The organism is Mycobacteroides salmoniphilum, assembly GCF_004924335.1.
Classification (GTDB): domain Bacteria; phylum Actinomycetota; class Actinomycetes; order Mycobacteriales; family Mycobacteriaceae; genus Mycobacterium; species Mycobacterium salmoniphilum.
In genome coordinates this window covers 2824029-2848638 of sequence record NZ_CP024633.1, presented here as the reverse complement: position 1 = coordinate 2848638, position 24610 = coordinate 2824029, and the positions used below count along the sequence as shown (strand labels likewise).

The window sequence follows — 24610 nt, the reverse complement described above, 5'->3', positions numbered from 1 at the left end:
CCCTTCGCGCCCTCGTCCCACCAGTGTCCCTTACCAGCAGGCAAACGGCGAATGTACCTACTGCCTCAACGGCCCAGGCGGGATGCGAATTCCTGTTTCTTCAGGAGGGCGGACGGTATTCGCCCAACGCGAAATCTCTTAGGCCTTGAACTGGTTGAGTGCGCGAATCTTGTTCATCACATCGAGCGCGGCGACCTTGTACGCCTCGGAGAACGTGGGGTAGTTGAAAACCGCGTCGACCAGGTACTCGACGGTACCGCCGCAGCCCATGACGGCCTGTCCGATGTGGACCAGGTCGGTGGCATCGGAGCCGAAGATGTGTATCCCGAGCAGCTTGAGATCCTCGGTGGACACCAGCAGCTTGAGCATGCCGTAGGAATCCCCGGCGATCTGTCCGCGCGCCAGCTCGCGGTAACGCGAGACTCCCACCTCATAGGGAATCGCGTTCTTGGTGAGTTCAACCTCGGTGGCACCCACATAGGACATCTCGGGGATCGAGTAGATCCCGATGGGCTGCAGATCGGTCATGCCCTTCGAGGGCTCGCCGAACGCGTGGTACGCCGCCAGGCGGCCCTGGTCCATCGAGGTGGCTGCCAGCGCCGGGAAGCCGATCACGTCGCCCACCGCGTAGATGTGATCGACCTTGGTCTGAAAATTCGCGTCGACCCAGATCCGGCCGCGGTTGTCGGCTTCGAGGCCCGCCCGAGCAAGGTCGAGCTGATCGGTCTGACCCTGTCGCCCCGCGGAGTACATCACGGTATCGGCGGGGATTTGCTTGCCGCTGGCCAAGGTGGTCATGGTGCCGGAGTCATTGACGTCGACGGTGGTGACCTCCTCGCCGAAGCGGAACGTCACTGCCAAGTCCCGCAGGTGAAAGCGAAGGGCCTCAACGACTTCGGGATCACAGAAGTCGAGCATCGAGTCGCGTTTCTCCACCACGGTCACCTTGGTGCCCAAAGCGGCGAACATGGAGGCGTACTCGATTCCGATGACGCCCGCGCCGACCACAACCATCGATACCGGGATGAAGCGCAGGTCCAGGATGCCGTCCGAGTCGAGGACTCGTCGCTCGTCGAAGGCCACACCTGAAGGACGGGCGGGTTTCGTGCCGGTGGCCAGCACGACGTAATCGGCATGCAGGGTGGTGCGCTCGCCACGGGAGGTTTCCTCGACGATGACGGTGTGCTCATCGGCGAACCGCCCGATGCCGGTAATCAAATCAATGCGGTTGCGCAGCAGCTGGGCGCGCACCACCTCGATCTCCTTGCGGATGACGTGCTCGGTGCGCGCCAGCAGATCCTCGGGGGTGATGTTGGCCTTCACCCGGTAGCTCGCGCCGTACAGCTCGCGCTGGTTCATGCCGGTCAGGTAGAGCACGGCCTCGCGCAGCGTCTTGGACGGGATCGTTCCGGTGTTGGTACAGACACCGCCGAGCATGTTGTCACGCTCGATCACCGCCACCGATTTGCCCAGCTTGGCGGCGGCGATGGCGGCCTTCTGGCCGCCGGGACCGGAGCCGATGACGACGAGGTCGTATGTGGGAGTGTCGGCCGCGGATGAGCCGCTTGGGCGAAGACCGTTGGTCATGGTTGTACTCATACGCTGATTCACCGAATCGCGCATGCCGTGCGTGTCACAGCCACATGAACAGTTGTCCCTGCCGAATCTCGCGCGCGCCTCCTCGGGCCCTGGGTGTGCCGATGGCAGCATGTGACCGTGGCGGCATCGCGGCTGGTAGCGACGATGGTTGTGGCTGGATGCTGCGCCGTGACGGCTCCCGCGTGCACACGGGCGATCGACGGCTCGGCCGTGGAGGCATCCGGTGGTGCGTCGCCCCCGCTGACCGCCACCACGACGGCCCTTCAGGCGCCGACGGGTCCAGTGGGCCCGCTGCTGCTGGCCCCGGCAGATTTCCCGCACCAGTACCCCGCCACCACGCTCGACCCGCATGCGGCCGGACTTGCGCTCCGCGACATCCGGGGTGTGCCCGACGCGGCGACGGTGGCCCCGAGTACCTGCGCACCTGCGCCCGTCCCGGCCGTGCCGCAGGATGCGGCGGTGGCGGTGGGCACCAACGACTCTGACAATTCGACCATCACGGTGGCGGTGCTTCGTGTGCCGCTGCCGCTGGCCACGTACAAGACCCAGCTGGAGAGTTGCGCCTCGTTCACCTTCACCGGTCCGGATCAGATCCCGAGCACGGTAACGGCTTCTCAGGCAGTGGCTCCGCCCATCAATGCCGATGATTCGGTTGCGGTGAATCAAACGGTGGCACCGGCCGTGGCGCGTAGCGGCACACAAACGACCTTGTCGCTTATCGCGCAGATCGCCGATATTCGAATACAGGCCACCTACATGACTTTTCAGGGCACCGAACCCGACGCGGTGCTTCTGGATCAGGCCTTCACCGCCGCAGTACTCAAGGTGCACGACAACTTCCGCTGATCAGTGGTTGGCGGTGCGGTCGTATCCGTCGTGGATCGGTGTTGGCGCCTAAGCCGCCCCGGGCGCGACGGAACGGCCAAGGTGCTCGATCTTGGTGACGAAGGGTGACGTCATCGCCCGCACGAGCGCGCCGTAGCCGACACCGAAATCGATCTCGTCGCCGACCGCGACGGAGTGATCACCGAGGTCGACCACCAGGTGGTCGCTGCTCATCCCGAGGATCGTGATGCCCTCGGGTGGCTGCAGGCCATCGGGGTCCACATCCTGGCGACCGAGGGCCAGGATTGCTTGGTGCACGGTCACGCTGCCGGTGCGGACCGGCGCCACGCCGAAGGCCGCCTGAGCGCGATGTCCCCAGGGTTGAGCCGGTTTCATGGCGACCTCGATGACCTCGGCGCTCAAGGTGAAGGCGTCCGTGTGCAGGCCGGGGATCGGTGTCCGATACAGCGGGTCGACGCCGAGAAGGATGGCTTCGCCGAGTCGAAGTTCGTCGATCCGGCCGACGTCGTGGGTGTGCAGCGCCCAGTTCAGGTTCGCCGAGTTGCCGCCTGAGACCACGTCGAGCGAAATCCCGTGCAGTGTCTCGATGTCGTTGGCGAGCCCGGTGAGGATGCCCATGTTCCGGTCGTCAGGCACCACACCGTTCTGACAAGCGAGGTTGGCGCCGAGCCCGACGAGCCGTAGCGAAGAGTGGCCGAGGACTGCTCGCACGGCCTCGGGGGCGTCGGCGGGCGCAATGCCCTCGCGCAGGTCACCTAACTCGACCATGAGTACGACGGCGTGCATCCGCTTCTGCTGGGACGCGGCCTGATCGAGCGCCGCCAGCACGACGGCCTCGGTATTCAGACTGATATCGGCGACGTCAACGATCCGCGCCACCTGGCTGAGCATGGGTGAACGGATCAATGTGCGCAGCGGTAATCGGTCGAGCGCCGACAGCCGAGCGAGATTCGAAACTCGGGAGTCGCCGAGGCCACGGGCGCCGCCACGCAGCATCGCTGCGCCGACTGCCGGCGAGCCCAACACGGCCTTGGTGATCCCCGTGACCCGGATGCCCGTCAAGGCGAGCCGGTCAACCAGGATCCGGGTGTTCTGCTCGAGCTTGCCCAGATCGGTCTCGAGCCGAAGTGTCACACGGGGGTTGTCGTGTCGGCTTTCCCTGCGAGCTTTGCCGCGAGCGCGGGGAAGGCCGCCAGGACCATGTCGACCAGATCCGAGGAAGGGCGCGTCAGAGGATCGGTCACCGGGAGGCCGAGCGCCGAATGATGCTCGGAAATCGCGTCGTTCAGCTCGTCTTCGGTCATTTCCTCGTGGTTGATCGTGACCCCGATGACGCGGGTATCGGCGAACGCCTCGATCAGTGCGATCTCGCTGGCGGCGGTCGGCATCGGCACCATCGGGAAGTCGCCGAGCACCTTGCGCTTAGGCGCGTGCTGCACGATGACGCCGGCCGGGCGGCTGCCACGCAGGATGTGCGCCGACGTGATGTACGCGGGGTGGCTGAGCGCGCCCTGCCCCTCGACCACGATCACGTCAGGGTTCTCACCCTCGAACGCGGCGACGACCTGGTGCTCGACCTCGCCCGAGCAGAACTGGGGGACCAGCGCATCCAGCGCGACGCCGTACTTCCCGCCCTGGATCAAGGTGGTTTGACCGGTGCCGACCATGACCGCCTTGATGCCGCGCGCGTTCAGCGCCTGGACCAGCAAGGTGGCGGTGGTGCGCTTCCCGATCGCCCCGTCCGTTCCCAGGATCGTGATCCTGGGGCAGGTGACGTCGAAGATCCGGCCGGAGAACAGGTGTAGGTCGCGCTTTTCTTTCGGTCGGCGTACATCGGTGATGGTGACGCCGGCGATGACCGCTGCCGCCGCGAATTCGGCATCGTCGTTGAGGAACTCGTGCAGGCCGTTGATGATGTGCATGCCGCGGGCGATGCCGTCGAGCAACACGACCCGCTGCGCGCTCGACAGTAGGCCGTCGGCAGGCGCCAGCCCACAGATCAGGTAGTCAGGTACGTGGCCGGCGTGAGCGATGGACTCGGCGAGCGACGCCAGCACCGGGATGCCGTTCGCGGTGCCATCCAGGAATTTCCCGGCATCTACTCCGGCCCGGAGGCTGTCGATGACACTGAGGATCTCGTACTTCTCCGAGTGCCGGACCAGGCCGTTGGCGGTCTTGCCGTCCTGCTCCCCGAACTGACCCTCGCAGTAGACGATCGCGGTGGAACCAGTAGGCAGCGCGAAGGGGGCTGCCGGAAGGACCCCTTCGCTCCGTTCGGAGGCATCGAGAAAGGGTGTACCGCTTGCGAGTGAAGACATGGGATCCTCTGAGAAGTCTCAGAGAAGGCGACGGGATCGAGGCGGGGCGGTGAGCCCAACGTCCAGCGAGTGGTCTGCCCTGAGGGTCGGCAAGATTACCGACATGTTAAATGGTACCCGATCCGCAGTGATTGTCCTGTGTCCGCCGGCAGCCATGGGCGTCTTGTACACAATTGCGGTGGTATCCACAGAGCTCCGTATGCGCCGTCATAACGCGAGGTCACCGTCGGGGCGATGACGGTCCTCGCTGTCACGGTGCGGGCATGACATCGCTGATTCCCGGGACCCCCGGTCGCCCCGACTTTCGATTGAACCGGCCCTCCGCCCTGATTGCCGCACTACCGGCGATGTTGGGGTTCATTCCCGAAGATTCCCTCGTCGTCGTCACGCTTGCCGATGGGCTGGTCGAGGCGATACTGCGCAGGGATCTGGACGATCTGGACGACCCCGACAACGCGGCGCTCGCGATACTGGCGGAGGTGTTGGGTCCCGGGCCGGCCGACGCGGTGATCGCGGTGGTTATCAGCGCGGATCTGGGTGAACGGGAGTCCGGCGACATCATCCGTCGGTTGGCCAGACATCTTGAGCATCAAGGTATTTCGTTGATCGCCGGCCACACGGTGGACCGGGTGTCTCCGCAGGGATGGTGGCGCTGCTACGACGGATGTGGTGCCGGCGGCCCCGTCGACGATCCGGACTGCTCACCGCTGACCGCCGCCGCGGTACTGGCAGGCAGGACGGTGCACCGCCGCCGAGAGGACCTCGTGGCGCTGATCGCTCCCACGGACACTCGCCGCACCTGTGCGCTGGCCGCATCCTTGCGGCGCCCGCCGCGGGGGCAGGCCGACGACGCCGCAGCGGACCGGCGCGCCGTGAATCGAGTGATGCGGGCGGCGTGCCGGACGGCAGAATTCCGTCCACTGTCCAACCGTGAGCTGCTGAGCATCGCTCGCTCGCTGACGGTGGTGCGTGTTCGAGACACAGTGTGTGCCTTGGCTGTCGGCGTGCTGGCCGATGATGTGGAGCGGTTGTGGTTGGCGCTGAGTCGACTGCTGCCTGCCCCCTGGCGCGCGGCGGCGTTGGTGTTGTTTGGCTTCAGCGCCTATGTGCGGGGCGACGGTCCGCTGGCCGGTGTCGCTCTGGAGGCGGCGCTGATCGTCGAGCCGGAGCATCGTTTGGGGCAGCTGCTGATGTCTGCGCTGCGTGCGGGTATGCGCCCCGATGAGATTCGCACCCTGGCCGACACTGGTTTCCGGCTCGCCCATGAGTTGGGTATCAGCTTGCCGCCCAGGAGCATCCAGGGATCCGGAGGAGGGTGCTAGACCTTCTCCACCATGACGGCATGAGCCATCTCGTGGGGCAGCTCGACACTTTCGTGACCGGGAATGACGATGATGACGCCCTCGGGGGAGGACTCCACGGTGACGCGCGCATTGGGCACGATGCCGGCGTCCTTGAGACGCGTCAGCAGATCGGTATCGGCCTGGACGTGCTCAGCCAGGCGGCGCACCACCACGGCAACCTGTGAGCCCCCGGCAATCTCGGTGAGCCGCACCGCGCTCGCGTTTTCGGACCGGTTGGCGGCGACACCCAGCTCGGACAGCCCGGGAATGGGGTTACCGAACGGCGAGGTGGTCGGGTTGTTGAGCACCGTGAGCAGTCGGCGCTCGACGTCCTCGCTCATGACGTGCTCCCAGCGGCACGCCTCGGCGTGTACGTCCTCCCAGGGCAGTCCGATGATGTCGACCAGCAGGCATTCGGCCAGCCGATGCTTGCGCATCACCGACACCGCGAGTGCGCGGCCCTTATCGGTGAGTTCAAGGTGGCGGTCTCCGGCGACGTTCAACAGGCCGTCGCGCTCCATCCGCGCCACCGTCTGACTGACGGTCGGCCCGCTCTGCTCCAGCCGTTCGGCGATACGCGCCCGCAGCGGCACGACGCCCTCTTCTTCAAGGTCGTAGATCGTCCGCAGATACATTTCTGTCGTATCGACAAGATCGTTCACTACTCGGCCCCTTACGGTCGTGCTCAGTCTACCGACCTACAACGTAAATCGGGGCGCTGCGCTTCCAGCGCGCAGCGCCCCGAGGGCAGGGTAGTAGGTCAACTAGCTCGCGTACGAACGCAGGCGCTCCGCGCGATCGCCGTGGCGCAGTTTCGTCATGACCTCGCGCTCGATCTGACGCACCCGCTCGCGAGACAGCCCGAACAGCTTGCCGATCTGATCCAGCGTGCGGGCCTGGCCGTCGTCGAGTCCATACCGGAGCCGGATGACCTGCTGCTCGCGTTCGTCGAGAGTGCCCAGCACGCTGCGCACGTCCGAGTGCAGCAGCTCGGCGATGACGGCGTTCTCCGCGGACATCGCCTCGGTGTCCTCGATGAAGTCACCCAGAGGTGCTTCCTCGTCGGTGCCGACCGGCATGTCCAGGCTCACCGGATCGCGGCTGTGGTCCAGCAGATCCCCGATCTTCTCCACGGGAATGCCGGACTCCTCCGACAATTCCTCATCGCTGGCCTCGCGGCCGAGTCGCTGGTGCAGTTCGCGCTTGATGCGAGCCAGCTTGTTCACCTGCTCCACCAGGTGCACGGGAAGGCGGATGGTGCGGCTCTGATCAGCCATACCGCGGGTGATGGCCTGACGAATCCACCAGGTGGCGTATGTCGAGAACTTGAACCCCTTGGCGTAGTCGAACTTCTCCATCGCGCGGATCAAGCCCAGGTTGCCCTCCTGGATGAGGTCGAGCAGTGGCATCCCGCGACCGGTGTAGCGCTTCGCGAGCGAAACGACCAGGCGCAGGTTGGCCTCCAGCAGGTGGCTGCGTGCCGCGCTGCCTTCACGCACGATCACGGCCAGATCCTTCTTGCGGGCTTCGCCGAGGCGTTTCTTGGTGTCCAGAAGGTGCTGGGCGTACAACCCCGCCTCGATCCGTTTGGCGAGCTCGACTTCGTCCTCCGCCGTCAGCAGCGCAGTCTTGCCGATGCCGTTCAAATAGACCCGTACAAGGTCCGCGGCTGGACTCTGGGCGTCCAGATCCTCGGACTCGATGGTACGAGCCGGACGGGTGGTGGCGTTTGCCATCGCTGCCTCCTAGTTGATCCGTAGGTCTCATGAGTTGCAACGCTTGGTTGGCCCAGAAAGTTCCTGAGGTTCCCAAACGGCGCCCTCACTGACCTGCGGATTCGCCGTCGGCAGCTGAGAATGTCCTGAGAATTGACATAGCTGTCCCTAAGACGGGTCAGCTGACCCTTCCGCCGGGGTGCGCGGTTGCGGCGGAGGAGCGGGATCAATCGCTCTGCGCTCAGCGGTGGGGAACAGCGAATGACGGTGTTCCTGGGGCCCGTACCGACGTGGCTCCTCGGCCTTGCGGGCAGGGCGGTCGTTGGCGATGAGCACCGCCATCCAGGGCAGTGGGATCGACGCCGCCAAGATCGCCAGCGAGATCCAGCCGTTGTGCCACACGCTGTAGGCCCAAGCGGATCCCAGCAGGGCCGGGAACCGGAACGCCATCAGCGTCAAATAGCGGCGTACCCGGGCGCGGTGCTGTTCTTCGACCGAGACCGCGGCCGCCGTGATGAGTACCGGATGGCCGTCGTCATCGAACGACAGCTCTTTTCTCATATCTCCACAATGTCACAATGTAGGGATGGACACGCAGACGATCGAGCGTCCGGACACCACCGTCGACGAGAGCACAGACAGTGATACACCGAAGGTTTTCCACTACGTCAAGAAAGACAAGATCGTGGAGAGCGCCGTCATGGGAAACCATGTGGTGGCCCTGTGCGGTGAGGTTTTCCCCGTTACCCGGTCGGCCAAGCCCGGCTCCCCGGTGTGCCCGGATTGCAAGCGCATCTACGAAATGATGAAGAAGGGCGACTAGCAGCCTTCGGCGGTTCTCTCGGGAGTCGCCTCGTCAGAGCTGCCCTCGGCACCGTTCTGGCCATTGTGTGGGCTCAGCCATTCGCGCAGCTGACGGGCGTGTGTGGCCCCGGCCGGCCAGTGTTCCTCGATGGCGGCGTTGAGTTCGGCGCCCAGCACGATCGCGAATCCGAGCATGAACGCGAACAGCAGGAACGCGATGGGGGTGGCCAATGCGCCGTAGGTGTATCCGGTTCGTGTGATCCAGTTCAGGTAGAACCGCAGCCCCAGACTGGCAATCACAAAGAACGTCACCGCCAGCAGCGCACCGATCAACAAACGGTGCGACGGAAGCGGTTTGGGGAGGGCTACCCGGTACAGCAGCGTCACCAGGGCGACCAGTGCGATACCCAACAGTGGAAAGTAGCCGTACCGCAGCAGCGCGTTCCACGAGTCGGGGACGACCTCGGCGATCCGTTTCGGTCCGAGGGCGATCACCGGCAATGTCACCACCGCCATCGCCAGTGCGGCGACGTATAGGCCCAGCGCAAAGAACCGCTGACGTACGGGGTGGCGAAGCGGTGTCTGATCGTGCGCCTCGACGATGGAGTCCACAAAGCTCGATATCGCCGAGGACCCCGCCCACAGCGAGATGACGAATCCGATGGATACCACCTCACCGCGCCCATCACGCATGATGTCGATGATCGTGGGTTCGATGATCTCGGCGACCACGCTCTTGCTGAAGACGCTGTTGGCCACCCGCAGGAGTCGCTCTTGGATCTCGGGCAGCGTGTCCGATCCGAACAGCGGCCCGACGAACGTCAAGCTCCCCAGGATGCCCAACAGCAGCGGTGGTAGCGACAGCACCTGCCAAAAAGCGGCTTGGGCCGACTGCGCGAAAATCGAGTCGTCCCAACTCTTTACGGCGGTGCGACGCATCACGTGCAAGACGTCTCGACCTATCGAGACATGGCGCGGCTTCTCACTCATGGCCACACCAGCATTCCTGATGGGATGGTCAGCGGTCGTTACCGGGGGTGAAACCGCGGCGACTAACCCTCGGTGGGGGCGCTGATGGACAACACTGCCGACAGGGCGCTCAGCTTCTCGGAGTGCTCGTTGGCGTGGTGCTGGCAAAAAAGCAGCTCGGCTCCGGACGGGAGTGTGGCGCGGACCCGGGCAGCCGCTCCGCAACGATCGCAGCGGTCAGCCTTCGTCAGCTCTGGACTGGTCAGAGTTGCGTACATGGCTCCTCCGTATCTCTCCTGAGCTTTGCGGTCCGGTGAACCGCTCGGCGCCTATGTATGTACTTTGTCAGACGTTTGGGGGGTTTCGGTTGTTCCCCATGTGTGTCCGGTGTGTCGCGGCTCACGTCCGGGGCGTTACAGGCCGATGAGGCCCCCAGAAGTGGGAGGTGCCCCCTTCGCGCGTGAGGAGGATCGGATACTGGTGTGATGCAGTCGATGGCGCCGAGCGAAGCCGAACTTGTTCATATCTGTTCCGTCCAGGAGTGGGCGTTGGCGCGTGAACAGGGGGAGCATAGGCCCACGTCACTGGCCGAAACGGGATTCATTCATCTTTCCGCGCCGCACCAGGTTCACCTTCCGGCCAACCGCTTGTATCGCGGTAGGTGTGATCTGGTCGTATTGTCTGTTGCCTCGAATCTGCTTGACTCTCCGGTACGTTGGGAACCAGGTGTGCCCAGCGACCCTGAATCGATGCTGTTCCCTCACTTGTACGGACCGCTGCCGATCGCCGCAGTTACTTCTGTGGCGAATTTCCGGCCGGAATCGGACGGCTTTTTTAAACCGCTGGCACCTAGCACTTCCTAAGCTATCAACGTGGTAGCTAGACTGGCGTAACTCGCCGGTCTTGAGATAAGGGGGTAACCGCGGTGGCCTCTTCAAATCACCCGCTTACGACCGTGCTGGCCGACGAGCCCGCGGTCGGTGCCTCATGGCGTCCCGAGCTTGCTGCCATGTTCAACCAGGGTGCCGTCACGGACGACGCCCTTAACCTTGCCTTCACCGAGATCGTCGCCGAGAACTTTCGCCCTGGAGCGCTGCCCGTCGAACTGATGCGCCTGCGTGCGGCGGGGACCGTTGTGGTGCCGCACGGCGTGTCCCTGGGTCTCGCCGGGGCCGATCTGCCCGACGCCAAGCGCGTCAAGCACCTGGCTGCTCTGGCCGCGGAGCTCAACGCTCCAATGGTCAGTGAGCACGTGGCGTTTGTGCGGGCCGGTTATGAGGACGGACGGCACAGCGGTGTGCTCGAGGCGGGTCATCTGGTGGCTCCGCCGCGCACCACATTGGCCCTGGATGTCCTGGTGGACAACGTGTCCCGGGTTCAGGACGACCTCGGGGTGCCCTTGGCGCTGGAGAACGTGGCCACCACCCTGCAGTGGCCCGAGAACGAGCTCAGCGAGCCGGACTACCTGCGTGAGCTTTCCCGCCGCACCGGCTGCTGGCTGGTGCTCGATATCGCCAACCTCTACGCGACGGCAGTGGCCTCCGGCACCGATCCCGTAGCGCTGCTGCGCCGATTCCCCGTCGAGCGCGTCGCGTACGTGCACATCGCGGGTGGCCGGTTCGAGGGGGATCTGTACTGGGATACCCATTCCGACACCATTATCGATCCGGTGGCCGATCTGCTCACCGAGCTCGTGGTGCTGACTTCCGGCCGCAGCCTGGGCGTGCTCATCGAGCGTGACGGGTCGATCGACGAAGCTAGCGTGAGCGCCGACCTTTCGGTGGTGCGGCAGGCGATCAAGGCGGGTGTTGTGCATGCTTGACAACCGTGAGGTTCTGCGGCGTCGTCAGCTGTCGGTGCTCTCGGATCTGCTGGCCGGGAATGCCCCGTCGGGATTTGACGAATACACGGCGCTGAGCGCGGGTGCGCAACTGCGGATCAAGCGACGCTTCGACATGGCCAGGGCGGTGCCGTGGCTCGCTGAAATGCCCAACTGGGAGCACGAGTTTGAGCAGTATGCGCGGGTGCACGCGATGCGGTGCTGTGTGCTCTGTGATGCCAAGGAATTCCGCGAGTACGCCTATGAGCTTCCGTATCTGCGCGATTGGATGATGGATCGTGAGGTCGCCGAGGGGCTTCGTCGTATTGCCCTGGTGCGCCGCGGTGGTCGTCGGGAACTTCAGATCGCCTTCGGAAAGAAGTTGCGATACTTCGCGTTACGGCCGGAGCGGGCTGACGCGTGACCGTCGCCATCATTGCCATCGCGGCGGTGATAGTCCTGCTGATCGGCGTGAGCGTTTTTGTCGTGTCGGCCAATTCCGGAAGCCGGCCACGCAGTGGTGATGGTTCCTCGAGTAGCGGATATACCGGCTACTCGGGTAGCGGCTGTGGGGGCGGAAGCAGCGACTCCGGCAGTGGCCATAGCGGCTGCGGTAGCGGCTCAAGCGGTTGCGGCGGGGGTAGCAGCTGTGGTGGTGGGAGCTGTGGCGGCGGAAGTTAGCCGGTTATGCTGGGCGCGTGCAGATTTCGGACCGTAGGTGATGACTTCACCTGTTGCGGATCCGGATAGGTGCCCAGGAGACGGTCGGCGGTCCCCGAGCTGGTGACGGTGAACCAGTAGTTCTCATTCTTGAAATGGTGGTACCGGTGGTTTCGCCAGACCGCACGATAGATCGCGTGACGCGGTTTGTAATCGGTATGGACGAGGTAATGCGTCCACTCGTAGAACACCAGGAACAATGCCACCGTGAGCGCGAAGGTGAGCCCAAGTCCGGTGCGCGGGAAGGCGAACAGCGCGGCCAGGGTCAATCCGGTGATCACCACGACCAGGCTTGGCCATGGGATGAACACCAGCGGGATATCCCGCGGATCCTGATGATGCAGACGGTGGTCGCGGGCCAGCCGCGAGTCGATTTTCACCGGCCCCACCGAGCGCGGGCGCCAATGCAGGATCCCGATATGGATCAGCCATTCGGCGACAGGGGAGATGGCCACGAGTGCAATGGGCGTGATGGCGTCGGCAATAGTCCAGCCGCCCACCGCGATTCGTGCGCCCAGTAGCACGGCAGACCATGTGAGAAGCATCCATGGGGTGGGGTGTTTGACGAACTCGACAAGAGCATCGCGCAGGGTCATTCCCTTGCGGATGGTGCGGGTCATTTCTGGTCCTCCATTTCCGTCAGGAGTTTGTCAAAGGCCTTGGTGCCCAGGGCAAGCATGGCGGCGGCCGCCTCTTGCGCGGCGTCCGGATCAGCATCGGCAATGGCGTCCGCGAGTGCCCGGTAATGGCCGATGTCGCCGACTTCGGCGGCCATGACGTTGACGAGCACGTCCAGGGCCCGGACATATGAGTCGCGCATGGTGTTGAACACCAGTCGGAAGGCAATCGAGTCGGCGGTGTCGATGACCAGCTCCCAGAAACCGAGCGCCTGCCACATTCGTTGCAGTGGGTCGCTTTCCGATTCCAGATCGGTGGTCATGGCACGCAGCCGATCGGCGACGCCGGGGTTTTGGCGAGATCGTTGCGCGGCCAGTCGCGCCACCTGCGGGCCGATGACCGCGCGTGCCTCAATAACGCTGGCCAGTGTCCGGCGGTCGACATCGCCGCCATAGGCGAGCAGTAGCGGCAGCACGTCGAAACCGGCCTCGCTGCGATAGTCCCGGATTACCGTCGACCCACCCTGGCGGATGTGAATCAGGCCCGAGCGCTCCAGGCGGCCCAACGCTTCGCGAACGGCGGTGCGGGACACCCCGAGGGCCTCGGCAAGGGCTCGCTCACTGGGCAGGGTATCGCCGGGAGTGCGGTCGCCGGTCAGAACCTGCGCCGCGAGCTGACTGAATATCTCGTCGGGTATCGACTGACGGGCGATCGGCTGCAGTGCCATGCCGTCACGGTAGCACCGCGATTGGTAAGAGGTCTAGTGGTCTGACCAATTTAGTCGACGACGGCGTCGGCCTCGATTTCCACCAGCAGCGCCGGATCGATGAGTGCTGAGACTTCGACCATCGTGGCGGCGGGGCGGATGTCGCCGAAAAACTCGCCGTGGGCCAAACCGACCTCACGCCACTGCTCGATATCCGTGACGAAGATGCGGGTGCGTATGACATCGCGTAACGAGGCACCTGCCTGGCTAAGCGCCGACTCGATTCGGCGCAGCGCCTCGCGGGTCTGTTCGGCGATGTCGTTCCCGCCGACAGGTGATCGGCCCTGGCGCGCCGCCGTGGTTCCGGCGACGGCCACGTGACCGCCGACTCGCACCGCGCGGGAGTAGCCAACCGCTCCTTCCCATTCGCCGTCCGACGAGATATTCACGCGTTCCATGGCGGCAGCGTAGGCGGCGGGGAATACCTACGGCGATCGATTAATTGGACTTCGATGTGACAGGACGCATTCGCATCGGAATCCAGCTGCGGCCCGCCAAGGCGCAGAACTACAAGCAGTGGCGAGATGCCGTGCTCCGCGCCGAGGACAAGGGGGTGGACGTCATCTTCGGTTATGACCACTTCCATTGGCCCGCTGGCACCCTGAGCAGTGAGGGAGTGGTGCTCGACGAGGTGCAGCCCGACGTCAACAATTTCGAGGCCTGGACCGCCCTGGGATCGTGGGCCGAGGTCACCTCGCGGGCGGAAATCGGGCTGCTTGTCACCGGCGTGGGTTATCGCAACCCCGATCTGCTGGCCGATATGGCCCGGACTGTCGACCACATCAGCGATGGCCGGCTGATCCTGGGCGTGGGTGCCGGCTGGTACGAAAGGGACTACACCACATACGGATATGACTTCGGTACGACAGGTTCACGATTCGATTTGTTCGAGGAGAGCCTGGTTCGGATCGAGAACCGGCTGGGTCAGTTGCTGCCGGCACCCGTGCGACCGATACCGATCCTGATCGGTGGCGGGGGAGAGAAGCGCACCATTCCGTTGGTGGCGCGGCATGCCCATATCTGGCACGCGTTCGCCGATATCGACACCTACCGGCGCAAGAACGACATCCTGATCGCCGAGGCCGAACGAATCGGCCGCGACCACAACGAAATTGAACGCTCGACCGCCTGGGGGCTGGATCCCGAACGGGGATTGACGGCGGCCGAAGCGGACGCCTATGCCGACGTGGGCGCGAGGTTGTTCACCGTGGGGATCGACGCCGACAACGATTACGACCTGTCGGTGCTCGATGCGCCGCTGGCCTGGCGGGACTCACGCTCCTAACGCGGGTGAGTCACTGCGGTTGAATCAGGTAGTACTGGCCGATCTTCAGCGCGGTGGATACATCGGCCGTCACCACGATGGGCGCGGCAGGTGGTGGGATCCGATTCTCGGGGCGCCATGTGACGTCCGAGGGCACCAGGATGAACAGCCCGTCGTGATCCCCCACCGGACCGAAGCCCGGCGCGGGTTCGCCGAACGGCAGCAGGCCCAGCGTGTCGTGCATGCGCCGTTGGGTCTCGAGTACGTCGGATACCCCGAAGCCGACCTCGCTGAGAGAACGGATATCGCCGACACCGAACGAATGATCGATGTGGTTGTCGAGGATGTTGCGTTCGATGAGTTCGAGGACGGCGTGGTCAGGACCGGTGAAGTAGATGCTGCGGGCCTGCCAATGGGGCGCGCAGTCGAACTCGTCGTGCCATTGACCATCGGTCTGCAGCGTGACGCGCTGCGACAGCCACTCCTTGGCCGCGCCCAGGCTTCCGGCGGGAATGGTGAAGGCGATGTGATGCGCACCGTGATACGCGGGTCCCGGAATCAACGTGAGCGTGCTGTCCCCGATATGAACCGTCGCCCGGTCGTGATCCAGTTGTACTGGTAATTCAAGGGTTTCGTTGTAGAAGCGAGCGGCGCCGGGCAGGTCGGTAGTAGTGATCCGCACGTCGTGAATCTTCATACCCGGATGCTAGGAGCTCACGTGCACTTGAGGTCAAACGAGTGGCGCGAGTTCGCCCAAGACGGTGGGCAAGAACTCTGCCACCGTGGGATGAATGTGCACGGTGCGCTGAAGTTGTCGTGCGGGCACGCCGTACTGCATGGTGTCGAGCAGGCAGTGCACGACTTCGTCTCCGCCCACCCCGAGGATGGTCGCGCCCAGGATGAGATCGGTGTCGGCATCGACCAAAACCTGCATGTAGCCGTCGGTTTCGCCTTTTTCTATGGCGCGCCCGACCTGGCTCATCGGTTTGCGGCCGACGAGCACGGAGTGTCCCGAGGCGCGTGCCTGCGCTTCGGTCATGCCGACCCGGCCCAGCGGCGGATCTGTGTACAGGGCGTAGCAGGGCAGTCTGTCGGTGACCCGCCGGGGATCGTCATCGAGCAGGTTCGCGGCGACGATCTCAAAGTCGTTGTATGAGGTGTGGGTGAAGGCTCCGCGACCGTTGCAGTCGCCCAAGGCCCAGATGCCCGGCACAGTGGTGCGCAGCTGATCGTCGACCGTGATGTACCCGCGGTCATCCATGGTGACGCCGGCGTTCTCCAGGCCCAAGTCGTCGGTGTTCGGTCGGCGCCCTACCGCGACAAGTACATGAGAGCCGGTGACCTCGGGCGCACCCCGGGTGCAATCGACGCCAACGCCGACCCCGTCGTCTCCGCGGGACAGGCTGATACAGGAGGCGTTGAGGCGGAAGGAGATTCCCTCACGCTCCAGGACTTCCTGAATGATCGCCGAGGCGTCGGGGTCCTCGCGTTCGACGAGCCGTGGTCCGCGATGCACCACCGTCACCTTGCTGCCGAACCGGCGGTAGATCTGCGCGAACTCCAGTCCGACATAACTGCCGCCGATGACGATGAGGTGTTCCGGGATTTCGTCGTACTCGATGAGCGAGCTGTTGGTGAGCAGCGGAACCTCGTCGACGCCGGGCCAATCCGGAACCACGGCCCGGCCACCGACGTTCAGGAAGATTTTTTCGGCAGAGATGATCTCGTCGCCCACGGCGAGCTCGGTGGGAGAGATGAAGCGTGCGTGCTCGTGGTAGATGGTGCAACCAAGATCCTTGAGCCATTTCTCGCCGCCGTTGCGCGACGGGAGGATTACCGAATCCTTGCGCTCGCGCACGCGGGCCATGTCCATACTCACCGAGCCGTCGAGGACGACTCCCCATCGCTCCGCATCGCGCGCCATATGGGCGGCGTGCGCGCTGGCAACCAGCGCCTTGGTGGGGCGGCATCCGGTGTTGACGCAGGTGCCGCCGAACAGGTGACGCTCCACGATGGCCACGGTCATCCCCGCGCCACGCAATCGGGCGGCCAGGGAGGGGCCGGCCTGGCCGGCGCCCACGACGACGGCATCAAAATGTGTGCTCACGTGGCGAGCGCCACGGTGATGGCAATGGCTGCAGCGACGGTGACAGCATCCTCCGTCAGCGCGGCGGGCAGATCCTTACCGAAGGCCTCGGCCAGCTTGCCGCGCGCCCACGCCCCGCCGAGTGTGCCGATCACCGCACCGACCGCCCCGAGCAGAAGGCCGATGATGAGTCCGGGAGAGGTGCCGCCCGCCAGGGTGCCGAATACCGCTCCGTAGAAGGCGCCGAGCACCACGCGCGCCGCGAACGCGGGCGGCGCCTTGCGACTCGGTGTCTTGGGCAGTTTGTCGTTGACGATCTCGCCCACGGCCAGCACCGTGGCGATGATGGCGACGATCAGGCTGGCCAAAAATGATGCCCAGGTGCCTTCCACCAGAAGACATTTGGCGAATGCCGCCCAGCTCAACACCGCAAGTGGGGTCATCGCGCGCAGGCCCGCGACGATTCCGATGAGAAGTGCAGCTACATACAAACCGGTCATGAGGTCTCCCGATGCGTCGGCCGGATCTTGATGCGCTAGAGCGTAGACCTGCGCTGTGTCTTTCGCGTCAGAACAGGGTGGGGTCGTCGAAACCAGGGGTGTGTTCGAGCCTGAGTAGTGCGCGCTTGGTGACGACGCCGCCGTAAGCGGAGAAGCCGTGCAGGCTGTGATCGGCGGCCAGCACGCGGTGGCAGGGGACGAGGAGCGGAATCGGATTGCGGCCCAACGACTGTCCCACGGCCTGCGCGGCGCCCGGCGCACCCACGGCTGCTGCCACGTCACCGTAGCTGCGCGTCGTGCCGGGGCCGATGTCCCTGGTTACCGCGTACACGTCGCGATCGAAATCGGTGATGCCGTCCAAATCCAGTTGAACCCACCGCAGATCGTCATCCTCGCCGGCAAGGACGCGCTTGAGGCCCTCGATCGCCTCGGCCACGAAGGGAGGCGGTACCAGTTCGCTTCCCGCGGGGCGTCGGATCCTGGCTAAGGTGGCCGCATCGTCGTGCTCGGGCAGCTGCAACGCGACAATGCCCTCGTCGCTCCATGCGATGGCGCAGGTGCCGATGGCGGTGCCGAAGAAGCAGTGGCCGACAGTGCTCACATTGCCCAGTATGGCCGGACCCACCGACAGGTTGCTGTCGCCGGTGGGTCCGTGCAGTGGGGTGTCGCGGCCGTCATTCCAAGGCGCGCCGCAGTTCCGCGATCGCGGCGGCCTTCTCCTCGGCAGTCAGATCGGGATCGCTCGTGACGATCTCGATCTTGTGCTCGATGAACGCGCGGTCATCCGCTCCCTCCCGGTGCCGGCGGCTGAGTTCTTCGAACTCCTGGCGCCGATCGGCGATGGGGCCGGTACCGGGAGGGGGAGGCGATCCGTTATCACTCATGATCGGCTGCTCCTGCCCGGTCAACTCTTGACCACGAAAGAGTAATTCGGGTCCAGGAACAATGGCGAGAATCCATGTCCGTCATTGCGAATGGTCGAGTCGGCCGCGCGCAGCAGTGCCCATTGTCCCCAGTTGCCGGCCGCGTCGCGGCCCACCAGCATCGTGTTGAGGAATCCGAGCCAACGGGTGTTCGTGTAGCTGTTCTGGAATGTCTCGACGATCGGTCCCCAGCTGCCGACCCAGCCGGAGATCTGTTCGGCGGTGGAGGACTGGTAGTCGAAGCGGTACACGAGATCCCAACGGTTCGCCGCACGGTTGTGGAGCAGTACCTCGTTGCGCCACCGATTCGGTGCGATTTCGAAGGACTGATTCCACACGAGCAGTGTCTGCAGGCCCCAGCCATGTGAGGAGGTGCTACGCAGGTACGACGTCAGATTCGCGAACGGGATGTCGGTCTGCCAGTGATCCGAGCGCGCCCAGTCGAACACCTTGAATCGGGCGATGTCCTGCGCGTGGTACGACACGAACGCCTCGACACCTTTTTGTGCACGGTTGGTGGCGGTCAGGTACAGGTAGTCGGCCACGTTGCCGCCGGGCTGGTGTGGGCAGACGATCTCGTAGTAGAACGAGGTGCCGCGCGCGAAGCGGGTGCGAAAGCTGTTCGTGTAGAACATGCCGTAGCCGACTCCGCCCGGAGGCGGGGTTATCCCGGCGGCGAGTTCGGCGATATCCGCCACCCCCGCGGCCTCGGCCAGCGTTGCTTCAGCCTCGCGGCGGGTGGCTGCCGAGAGCTTTGGATGTGATTGCAGCACAGCCAGCTTCGATGCGAGGAACGCCCGTTCTGCGTACGGATCCTTGGCGGTCTCGGCGGTCAGCTTGCGGAACTTGCTGCGTCGATCGGCCACCTCGCCGTCCAGGGGCGGCGGCGCGGTGACTTCTGTGTCGAGTGTTGCGGTCATGGTGTGTCCTTCGATTCCAGCCCGATGACTGTCACCGGGTTGGCACCATGCTGTGCGCGTGGGCACCCGCTCGACATGCGTAGCGGGCTACTCCATTCGCGCTTTGAGCGTGCTTACTAGCTGCTACTTCGGTGCGGCAGCGATATCGTCGCCGGGCGTGTCTGCCAGCGCCCGTTGGGGTTCCGCGCTCGCTGCGATCTCGCTGAGGTCTCCCGCGGCTTCGGCGGCGGTGAGCGTGGCCCTGCGCCACGTGTACGCGACCAGTGCCACCCAGACGATGACAATCGCCAGGTAGATGGGTGTACGCACGGAGTCGGGAGTGTCGAAGTACCGCAGCAGCGCGCGGGCGTTGGTCAGCACCAGTACGCCGCCGACCGCGGTGCCGAGCACCACCGAGTTGACGCGCGAGACAAGCCAGGCCGCGATCGGCGCGGCGATCACACCGCCCAGGGCCAGCCCGGCGATCACGATCAGGTTGTTGAAGAACTCAGAGCCGAGCCCGAACAGGAAGCCGATGCTCGCTGAAACGGCGACGATGAACTCGGACGCACTGACCGAGCCGATCACCGTGCGGGGTGCGGCCTTTCCGCTGGTGAGCAAGGTGCTTGTCGTGATGGGTCCCCAACCGCCGCCACCGGAGGCGTCGATGAATCCGCCGAACAGGCCCAGCGGGGCCAGGAACCTCGCCGAGAACGGTGTCGTCGGCGCGTAGTTCCCGCGCGGCGGGTTGGTGCTGAATCGGTAGATGAGGTAGACGCCGATGGCCAGCAGGATCCCCGCTGTGATCGGTGCGGCGGACTCCGTGGACAACCGTGACAACACGGTCGCACCAAGGAACGCGCCGATGCCGCCGGGTATGCCCAGCCGCAGCAGGACACGCTTGTCGACATTGCCGAACCGCCAATGGGAGACACCCGAGGCCAGTGTCGTGGCGACCTCGGCGAAGTGCACGGCGGCGCTGGCATGGGCGGCACCGACACCGGTAAACACCAGCAGGGTCGTCGCCGTGACCCCGAACGCCATACCGAGCGTCCCGTCGACGATCTGGGCGCCAAGACCCACAAGGGTAAAGATGAGAAGTTTGATCACGGGACAGGCTCCTGGCGGGTATTTGTGCGTCTAGCAGGAGTTTCGACAGTAGAGGTGACAGGTTCGGAATTCGCCAGTTGTTCTTACCGTGATCGAAACCTGCGACTTGCCTGTCAATCCGCTGTGAATACCTGCAGACCCGTTCGCCCGCGTGGAAGGGGCTTAGTCGAGGTAGTCGCGCAGCACCTGTGAACGGCTCGGGTGGCGCAGCTTCGACATGGTCTTGGATTCAATCTGCCGGATGCGCTCACGGGTCACCCCGTACACCTGACCGATCTCGTCGAGCGTGCGCGGCTGGCCGTCGGTCAGACCGAACCGCAGACGCACCACGCCGGCCTCGCGCTCGGAGAGCGTCTCCAACACCGACTGCAGCTGATCCTGCAGCAGGGTGAAGGACACCGCGTCGACGGCGACCACGGCCTCGGAATCCTCGATGAAGTCGCCGAGCTGTGAATCGCCCTCGTCACCGATGGTCTGGTCCAGCGAGATGGGCTCACGCGCGTACTGCTGGATCTCCAGCACCTTCTCCGGCGTGATGTCCATTTCCTTGGCCAGCTCTTCGGGCGTGGGTTCGCGACCCAGGTCCTGGAGCAGCTCACGCTGAATGCGGCCGAGCTTGTTGATGACCTCGACCATGTGCACGGGGATGCGGATGGTGCGGGCCTGGTCGGCCATCGCGCGGGTGATGGCCTGACGGATCCACCAGGTGGCATACGTCGAGAACTTGTAACCCTTTGTGTAGTCGAACTTCTCGACCGCGCGGATCAGACCCAGGTTGCCTTCCTGGATGAGGTCCAGGAAGGCCATACCGCGGCCCGTGTAGCGCTTGGCCAGCGATACCACCAGACGCAGGTTGGCTTCCAGCAAGTGGTTCTTGGCGCGATCGCCGTCACGGCAGATCCACGACATGTCGCGGCGCTGGGCGGCGGGGAGCTTCTCGCCCTTTTCGGTCAGCTCGGTGACGATCTGGGTCGCGTACAGGCCGGCCTCGATCCGCTTGGCCAGCTCAACTTCCTCTTCGGCGTTGAGCAGGGCCACTTTGCCGATCTGCTTGAGGTAGGCGCGCACCGAGTCCGCGGAGGCGGTGAGCTCGGCGTCCTTGCGGGCCTGTCGCAGCGCCTCGGATTCCTCTTCGTCCCAGACGAAATCGCCTGATGCCTTGTCCTTCTCAGTGGGCTCGTCGCTTTCGGCTTCCGCCTCGGGCTCGACGACGGCAACCTCGGCGAGGTCGGCCTCGATATCGGCGTCCTCGGCGAGGTCGGGCTCGATATCCTCACCGGGCTCGATATCGGCGTCCTCGGGGCTGCCCTGCGGTTCGAGAGCGGGATCGATTGCCTTACCTGCGGCCTTCTTGGCCGGTGCCTTCTTGGCGGGGGCCGCCTTCTTCGCGGGCGCCTTGGCCGCGGCCTTCTTGGCCGGCGCCTTCTTCGCGGGTGCTGCCTTAACGGCGGCCTTCGCGGGTGCCTTCTTGGCCGGTGCCTTCGCGGGTGCTGCCTTGACGGCGGTCGTCGTCGAAGGTGTTTCGTCGGCGGCCTGCGTTACCGGAGCTGCTTTCGTGGCTGCCACGTACGCCCTTTCCTGGCTACTTCTTCGACGCGCATGGGCATGCAAAATCGAGAATTTGGCTGTCTGCTTGATGTTCGTCGCTGCCGGGGAGCACCTGCGTGGCCCGGCGTGCGGCTATCTGCTTGCCATTGTAACGACAAGAGCGCAGAACCTGTGAAAAAGCTAAGGTGAAACGCCAGCGTGTGCGGCCATCGCCGCGCCAACGATTCCCGCCGTGTTCTGCAGTGCAGCGGCCACTACCGGGGTTCGATTCGTCAGCAGCGGCACCCACTTGTCGGCCTTGCGGCTGATGCCTCCGCCCACGATGAACAGGTCGGGCCACAGCGCGTTCTCCACGGCCTCCAAGACCTTGGTGACCTCGGGCGCCCACTGTTTGTAGCTCCAATCGTTCTTTTCCTTCACCGACGACGCCGCGCGATGCTCGGCCTCCATGCCGCCGACTTCGATATGCCCGAACTCCGTGTTGGGTAACAGGACTCCGTTATGAAGGACGGCAGATCCGATCCCGGTTCCGAACGTCAAGAGGACGACCAGGCCGGACTGATCCTTGCCCGCTCCGTACCGGTCCTCGGCCATTCCGGCGGCATCGGCATCATTGAGCACGGTGACGGTTTGGCCGTTCAATTCGGCGCTGATGATGTCGTGGACGTTGACGCCCAACCATGATTTGTCGACGTTCGCGGCGGTGCGCGCCTCGCCGTGCACGATCACGCCCGGATAGGTCACGCCAACGGGCCCTGTCCAAGAGAAATCACGGACCACTGTGGCGATGGTCTCTGCGACGGCCGTCGGCGTGGCGGGCTGGGGAGTGGGGTATTTGACCCGTTCGCCGATCATCTCGCCGGTAGTCAGATCCACGATCGCGCCCTTGATGCCGCTGCCGCCGACGTCGATGCCGAACCCTCGCTGCGCGGTCACGCCGGCGTGCGTCGCGGGTGCGGACGGTCTGGATTCGGTGGCGGTCATCGGCGCTCCTTGGCCCTGGGTCTACATGGCTGGCGAACACGGTCGAACACAGCCGGAACAGACTGAATGCGAGTGACACCCTAATGCCCCAGGGGACACCGTGCGTGACGCTCGTGGCTGTGCTGCGATAGACGCGTGGGAATCGATCCGGGAGCGTTGCGTTCGGTAGCGGTGCGGCTGGCATCCGAGGCGGCCGAATTTGTGCGGCATCGTCGCGGAACCGTCGATTGGGCGGCCTCTGTGCGGACCAAGAGCTCCGAGACAGATCCGGTGACTCTCGTCGATACCGAATGTGAACGGCTGCTGCGCCGTCGGCTGTCGGCATTACGCCCGGAGGACGCGATCCTGGGCGAGGAGGACGGGGTGACCGGAGGGCGCGCGAGCGGCTCATCGCACGTGCGCTGGGTGATCGATCCGATCGACGGCACGGTGAACTTCGTCTACGGCATTCCCGCGTATGCCGTCTCGGTGGCCGCTCAGGTGGACGGGGTGTCGGTGGCGGCCGCGGTGGCCGATGTCGTGGCGGATCGCGTCTTCTCGGCGGCTTCAGGCCTTGGTGCGACCGTGCGCGAGGCCAACGGCCTGCAGTGGCCCTTGGCGTGTAACCCGGTTCGGGAAGCGCGGCTGGCCCTGGTGGCTACGGGCTTCGCGTACTCGACGGTGCGTCGAGAACGTCAGGCTCAACTGGTTGCGCAGCTCCTGCCCAGGGTGCGTGACGTGCGGCGGATCGGATCGGCCGCGCTGGATCTGTGTGCGGTGGCAGAAGGACGTGTTGATGCCCAGTACGAGCACGGGCTGGGGCCGTGGGACTGGGCCGGCGGTGCTCTCATCGCACGTGAAGCCGGCGCGGTGCTGGTGCTGCCGGACGCGGACGCCCGGAGCGCCGACGGCGCCCTCATCGCGGCCATGGCTCCCGGACTCGCCGAGGAGTTCGGGCAGCTCTTGACCGATATCGACGCGTTGGCGCCGATTCCCGGCTAACAGGTGCTCTGCCGGGCCTTGAGGATGAAATCAGAGTTGGCCTGGTTACCGGATTTGAGGCTGTTGAGCGCCGAGGTGACCGCGTTACCAGAGGCGAGTTCGGTGAACTCGCTGCCGAGCGCCAGGTCCACCGAATTGTCGGATCGCTTGTCCTCGACGAACTCGACACACGGCGCCACCAGCGAGAGCGTCAGGGCGTTGGCGTAGCCGGATTCCCCGAATCGGATCTGTCCGACACAGTTCAGGCGGGACCCACTGGGGTAGAAGGGGTCGTTATCGGCGGTCGGCGAGGGGAACCCCAGATCGCGCAGCGCGGTGGAGACATCCCCGGCCTGGCCGGCCTGGCCGTTGGCGTTGAGGACGCGTGCCTTGACGTCGTTGAGCGTCGCCGGGGTGGTTCCCGACAGCGCGGAACGTGACACCGGCTTACCCAGGGTCCCGGACCCGGGCTCGGTCTGCTGAGCGGGAGGGTTGCATGCCGTCGCCTCCTTGACCGGTGCTTCCCGGGTGAGCGCCGAGGACCAGACGAATACCGTGACCACCAGGAGCGCTATTCCCACGCAAAGGGCTGGCAAATAGTTCCGGCGGCGGAACGGGCGCCCGTACTTGTCTACCGAGGTGCCCTCGGTGATGTCTGCGACCACGGATGGCACTCTAGGCCAGCTGACTTCTGGGCGACAGACGGCGAAATAGACCGGGTGTCCACTGCTGTGTGATGTAAATCACACAAAGAACCGACAGGATCTGGGCACTAATAGTTTGTGGTGTCCGTTTCAGCCTGGTACAAAGCCTTGCTGC

At 64.8% G+C, this 24610-nt stretch carries 29 protein-coding genes; 8 read left to right on the top strand and 21 right to left on the bottom strand.

Annotation, left to right across the window (positions count from 1 at the left end; genetic code table 11):
- Positions 1-138: 138 nt before the first annotated feature.
- Positions 139-1587 carry a Si-specific NAD(P)(+) transhydrogenase gene (gene sthA, locus DSM43276_RS14100; protein ID WP_078330187.1) on the bottom strand — a complete coding sequence of 483 codons (1449 nt, stop codon included), beginning with the start codon at positions 1585-1587 and terminating at the stop codon, positions 139-141.
- Positions 1588-1710: 123 nt separating this feature from the next.
- Here sthA and DSM43276_RS14095 point away from each other — a divergent pair, with 123 nt between their 5' ends.
- The gene (locus DSM43276_RS14095; RefSeq protein WP_078330091.1) at positions 1711-2445 is read left to right on the top strand and encodes a hypothetical protein; all 735 of its coding nucleotides are present in this window, start codon (positions 1711-1713) and stop codon (positions 2443-2445) included.
- Between the two features lie 48 nt (positions 2446-2493).
- Here DSM43276_RS14095 and DSM43276_RS14090 read toward each other — a convergent pair whose 3' ends face one another.
- The gene (locus DSM43276_RS14090) at positions 2494-3579 is read right to left on the bottom strand and encodes an alanine/ornithine racemase family PLP-dependent enzyme (RefSeq protein WP_078330090.1); all 1086 of its coding nucleotides are present in this window, start codon (positions 3577-3579) and stop codon (positions 2494-2496) included.
- Positions 3576-4763, bottom strand: coding sequence for an N-acetyltransferase DgcN family protein (locus DSM43276_RS14085; protein ID WP_078330089.1), 1188 nt, complete (start codon positions 4761-4763; stop codon positions 3576-3578). The genes DSM43276_RS14090 and DSM43276_RS14085 overlap by 4 nt, the downstream gene beginning before the upstream one ends.
- 263 nt (positions 4764-5026) lie before the next feature.
- On the opposite strand from DSM43276_RS14085, the gene DSM43276_RS14080 reads away from it, so the two are divergent.
- Positions 5027-6085, top strand: a complete 1059-nt coding sequence (locus tag DSM43276_RS14080; protein ID WP_078330088.1) for a DUF4192 domain-containing protein — start codon at positions 5027-5029, stop codon at positions 6083-6085.
- Here the strand turns inward: DSM43276_RS14080 and DSM43276_RS14075 are convergent.
- The 3 genes from DSM43276_RS14075 to DSM43276_RS14065 form a co-directional block, all read right to left on the bottom strand.
- Positions 6082-6768: an iron-dependent transcriptional repressor DtxR gene (locus DSM43276_RS14075; RefSeq protein ID WP_078326661.1), complete on the bottom strand. Its 687-nt coding sequence runs from the start codon at positions 6766-6768 to the stop codon at positions 6082-6084. The genes DSM43276_RS14080 and DSM43276_RS14075 overlap by 4 nt on opposite strands.
- Positions 6769-6870: 102 nt before the next feature.
- A complete protein-coding gene (locus tag DSM43276_RS14070) occupies positions 6871-7842 on the bottom strand; it encodes a sigma-70 family RNA polymerase sigma factor (RefSeq protein ID WP_078310950.1) in 972 nt (323 codons plus the stop codon).
- 147 nt (positions 7843-7989) lie between these two features.
- A complete protein-coding gene (locus DSM43276_RS14065; protein WP_078326659.1) occupies positions 7990-8382 on the bottom strand; it encodes a DUF3099 domain-containing protein in 393 nt (130 codons plus the stop codon).
- A gap of 25 nt (positions 8383-8407) precedes the next feature.
- Here DSM43276_RS14065 and DSM43276_RS14060 point away from each other — a divergent pair, with 25 nt between their 5' ends.
- Entirely contained in the window at positions 8408-8644 is a 237-nt protein-coding gene (locus DSM43276_RS14060; protein ID WP_078304143.1) for a DUF3039 domain-containing protein, read from the top strand.
- Here the strand turns inward: DSM43276_RS14060 and DSM43276_RS14055 are convergent.
- Both DSM43276_RS14055 and DSM43276_RS14050 read right to left on the bottom strand, forming a co-directional pair.
- Positions 8641-9615, bottom strand: coding sequence for a YihY/virulence factor BrkB family protein (locus DSM43276_RS14055; RefSeq protein ID WP_078330186.1), 975 nt, complete (start codon positions 9613-9615; stop codon positions 8641-8643). The two genes, DSM43276_RS14060 and DSM43276_RS14055, sit on opposite strands and share 4 nt — an antisense overlap.
- A 62-nt stretch (positions 9616-9677) precedes the next feature.
- Positions 9678-9872, bottom strand: a complete 195-nt coding sequence (locus DSM43276_RS14050; RefSeq protein ID WP_078326657.1) for a DUF7455 domain-containing protein — start codon at positions 9870-9872, stop codon at positions 9678-9680.
- A 216-nt stretch (positions 9873-10088) separates the two neighbouring features.
- Between DSM43276_RS14050 and DSM43276_RS14045 the strand changes: the two genes are divergently transcribed.
- From DSM43276_RS14045 to DSM43276_RS14035, 3 genes are all read left to right on the top strand, one after another.
- Entirely contained in the window at positions 10089-10457 is a 369-nt protein-coding gene (locus DSM43276_RS14045; protein WP_169053111.1) for a DUF952 domain-containing protein, read from the top strand.
- A gap of 62 nt (positions 10458-10519) precedes the next feature.
- Entirely contained in the window at positions 10520-11416 is an 897-nt protein-coding gene (locus DSM43276_RS14040) for a multinuclear nonheme iron-dependent oxidase (RefSeq protein ID WP_078330086.1), read from the top strand.
- On the top strand, positions 11409-11837 hold the full coding sequence (locus tag DSM43276_RS14035; RefSeq protein WP_078330085.1) for an SCO6045 C-terminal-like domain-containing protein: 429 nt from the start codon (positions 11409-11411) through the stop codon (positions 11835-11837). The genes DSM43276_RS14040 and DSM43276_RS14035 overlap by 8 nt, the downstream gene beginning before the upstream one ends.
- Before the next feature lie 253 nt (positions 11838-12090).
- On the opposite strand, the gene DSM43276_RS14025 is transcribed toward DSM43276_RS14035, so the two are convergent.
- From DSM43276_RS14025 to DSM43276_RS14015, 3 genes are read right to left on the bottom strand one after another with little or no spacing between them, the layout of a single operon-like run.
- Complete coding sequence (locus tag DSM43276_RS14025) at positions 12091-12753, bottom strand: sterol desaturase family protein (RefSeq protein ID WP_078330083.1); 663 nt, start codon at positions 12751-12753, stop codon at positions 12091-12093.
- The gene (locus DSM43276_RS14020; protein ID WP_078330082.1) at positions 12750-13478 is read right to left on the bottom strand and encodes a FadR/GntR family transcriptional regulator; all 729 of its coding nucleotides are present in this window, start codon (positions 13476-13478) and stop codon (positions 12750-12752) included. The genes DSM43276_RS14025 and DSM43276_RS14020 overlap by 4 nt, the downstream gene beginning before the upstream one ends.
- 50 nt (positions 13479-13528) lie before the next feature.
- Positions 13529-13915, bottom strand: coding sequence for a RidA family protein (locus tag DSM43276_RS14015; RefSeq protein WP_078330081.1), 387 nt, complete (start codon positions 13913-13915; stop codon positions 13529-13531).
- Positions 13916-13971: 56 nt separating this feature from the next.
- On the opposite strand from DSM43276_RS14015, the gene DSM43276_RS14010 reads away from it, so the two are divergent.
- A complete protein-coding gene (locus DSM43276_RS14010; RefSeq protein WP_078330185.1) occupies positions 13972-14802 on the top strand; it encodes an LLM class F420-dependent oxidoreductase in 831 nt (276 codons plus the stop codon).
- 10 nt (positions 14803-14812) lie between these two features.
- On the opposite strand, the gene DSM43276_RS14005 is transcribed toward DSM43276_RS14010, so the two are convergent.
- The 9 genes from DSM43276_RS14005 to ppgK all read right to left on the bottom strand — a co-directional run bounded on the left by DSM43276_RS14005 (position 14813) and on the right by ppgK (position 22831).
- Positions 14813-15478, bottom strand: coding sequence for a VOC family protein (locus DSM43276_RS14005; protein WP_078330080.1), 666 nt, complete (start codon positions 15476-15478; stop codon positions 14813-14815).
- Between the two features lie 33 nt (positions 15479-15511).
- On the bottom strand, positions 15512-16888 hold the full coding sequence (locus DSM43276_RS14000; protein ID WP_078330079.1) for an FAD-containing oxidoreductase: 1377 nt from the start codon (positions 16886-16888) through the stop codon (positions 15512-15514).
- The gene (locus DSM43276_RS13995) at positions 16885-17367 is read right to left on the bottom strand and encodes a DUF4126 domain-containing protein (RefSeq protein WP_078330078.1); all 483 of its coding nucleotides are present in this window, start codon (positions 17365-17367) and stop codon (positions 16885-16887) included. Before DSM43276_RS13995 ends, DSM43276_RS14000 begins: the two co-directional genes overlap by 4 nt.
- A 67-nt stretch (positions 17368-17434) precedes the next feature.
- Entirely contained in the window at positions 17435-17992 is a 558-nt protein-coding gene (locus DSM43276_RS13990; RefSeq protein WP_078330077.1) for a methylated-DNA--[protein]-cysteine S-methyltransferase, read from the bottom strand.
- Between the two features lie 49 nt (positions 17993-18041).
- Positions 18042-18251, bottom strand: a complete 210-nt coding sequence (locus DSM43276_RS13985) for a hypothetical protein (protein WP_078330184.1) — start codon at positions 18249-18251, stop codon at positions 18042-18044.
- 20 nt (positions 18252-18271) lie between these two features.
- The gene (locus tag DSM43276_RS13980; RefSeq protein WP_078330076.1) at positions 18272-19210 is read right to left on the bottom strand and encodes a hypothetical protein; all 939 of its coding nucleotides are present in this window, start codon (positions 19208-19210) and stop codon (positions 18272-18274) included.
- Between the two features lie 123 nt (positions 19211-19333).
- Positions 19334-20299 carry a sulfite exporter TauE/SafE family protein gene (locus DSM43276_RS13975; protein WP_078330075.1) on the bottom strand — a complete coding sequence of 322 codons (966 nt, stop codon included), beginning with the start codon at positions 20297-20299 and terminating at the stop codon, positions 19334-19336.
- Between the two features lie 162 nt (positions 20300-20461).
- Positions 20462-21910, bottom strand: a complete 1449-nt coding sequence (locus tag DSM43276_RS13970; RefSeq protein ID WP_078330074.1) for an RNA polymerase sigma factor — start codon at positions 21908-21910, stop codon at positions 20462-20464.
- Between the two features lie 117 nt (positions 21911-22027).
- Positions 22028-22831, bottom strand: coding sequence for a polyphosphate--glucose phosphotransferase (gene ppgK, locus DSM43276_RS13965; RefSeq protein ID WP_078330073.1), 804 nt, complete (start codon positions 22829-22831; stop codon positions 22028-22030).
- A 156-nt stretch (positions 22832-22987) separates the two neighbouring features.
- Between ppgK and DSM43276_RS13960 the strand changes: the two genes are divergently transcribed.
- Positions 22988-23812 (top strand): inositol monophosphatase family protein, encoded by an 825-nt coding sequence (locus DSM43276_RS13960; RefSeq protein WP_078330183.1) that lies wholly within the window; start codon positions 22988-22990, stop codon positions 23810-23812.
- Here DSM43276_RS13960 and cei read toward each other — a convergent pair.
- Entirely contained in the window at positions 23809-24456 is a 648-nt protein-coding gene (gene cei / locus DSM43276_RS13955) for an envelope integrity protein Cei (protein ID WP_078330182.1), read from the bottom strand. The genes DSM43276_RS13960 and cei overlap by 4 nt on opposite strands.
- Positions 24457-24610: the final 154 nt, after the last annotated feature.

What these genes read in the sequence shown, in the direction of transcription:
- DSM43276_RS14065 (WP_078326659.1), bottom strand. Translation starts at nt 8,382, where the DNA reads ATGAGAAAAGAGCTGTCGTTCGATGACGACGGCCATCCGGTACTCATC.
- DSM43276_RS14035 (WP_078330085.1), top strand. Translation starts at nt 11,409, where the DNA reads ATGCTTGACAACCGTGAGGTTCTGCGGCGTCGTCAGCTGTCGGTGCTC.
- DSM43276_RS13995 (WP_078330078.1), bottom strand. Translation starts at nt 17,367, where the DNA reads ATGACCGGTTTGTATGTAGCTGCACTTCTCATCGGAATCGTCGCGGGC.
- DSM43276_RS14005 (WP_078330080.1), bottom strand. Translation starts at nt 15,478, where the DNA reads ATGAAGATTCACGACGTGCGGATCACTACTACCGACCTGCCCGGCGCC.
- DSM43276_RS14050 (WP_078326657.1), bottom strand. Translation starts at nt 9,872, where the DNA reads ATGTACGCAACTCTGACCAGTCCAGAGCTGACGAAGGCTGACCGCTGC.
- DSM43276_RS14055 (WP_078330186.1), bottom strand. Translation starts at nt 9,615, where the DNA reads ATGAGTGAGAAGCCGCGCCATGTCTCGATAGGTCGAGACGTCTTGCAC.
- DSM43276_RS13980 (WP_078330076.1), bottom strand. Translation starts at nt 19,210, where the DNA reads ATGACCGCAACACTCGACACAGAAGTCACCGCGCCGCCGCCCCTGGAC.
- DSM43276_RS14060 (WP_078304143.1), top strand. Translation starts at nt 8,408, where the DNA reads ATGGACACGCAGACGATCGAGCGTCCGGACACCACCGTCGACGAGAGC.
- DSM43276_RS14080 (WP_078330088.1), top strand. Translation starts at nt 5,027, where the DNA reads ATGACATCGCTGATTCCCGGGACCCCCGGTCGCCCCGACTTTCGATTG.
- DSM43276_RS13985 (WP_078330184.1), bottom strand. Translation starts at nt 18,251, where the DNA reads ATGAGTGATAACGGATCGCCTCCCCCTCCCGGTACCGGCCCCATCGCC.
- DSM43276_RS14045 (WP_169053111.1), top strand. Translation starts at nt 10,089, where the DNA reads ATGGCGCCGAGCGAAGCCGAACTTGTTCATATCTGTTCCGTCCAGGAG.
- ppgK (WP_078330073.1), bottom strand. Translation starts at nt 22,831, where the DNA reads ATGACCGCCACCGAATCCAGACCGTCCGCACCCGCGACGCACGCCGGC.
- sthA (WP_078330187.1), bottom strand. Translation starts at nt 1,587, where the DNA reads ATGACCAACGGTCTTCGCCCAAGCGGCTCATCCGCGGCCGACACTCCC.
- DSM43276_RS14020 (WP_078330082.1), bottom strand. Translation starts at nt 13,478, where the DNA reads ATGGCACTGCAGCCGATCGCCCGTCAGTCGATACCCGACGAGATATTC.
- DSM43276_RS14025 (WP_078330083.1), bottom strand. Translation starts at nt 12,753, where the DNA reads ATGACCCGCACCATCCGCAAGGGAATGACCCTGCGCGATGCTCTTGTC.
- DSM43276_RS14085 (WP_078330089.1), bottom strand. Translation starts at nt 4,763, where the DNA reads ATGTCTTCACTCGCAAGCGGTACACCCTTTCTCGATGCCTCCGAACGG.
- DSM43276_RS14015 (WP_078330081.1), bottom strand. Translation starts at nt 13,915, where the DNA reads ATGGAACGCGTGAATATCTCGTCGGACGGCGAATGGGAAGGAGCGGTT.
- DSM43276_RS14070 (WP_078310950.1), bottom strand. Translation starts at nt 7,842, where the DNA reads ATGGCAAACGCCACCACCCGTCCGGCTCGTACCATCGAGTCCGAGGAT.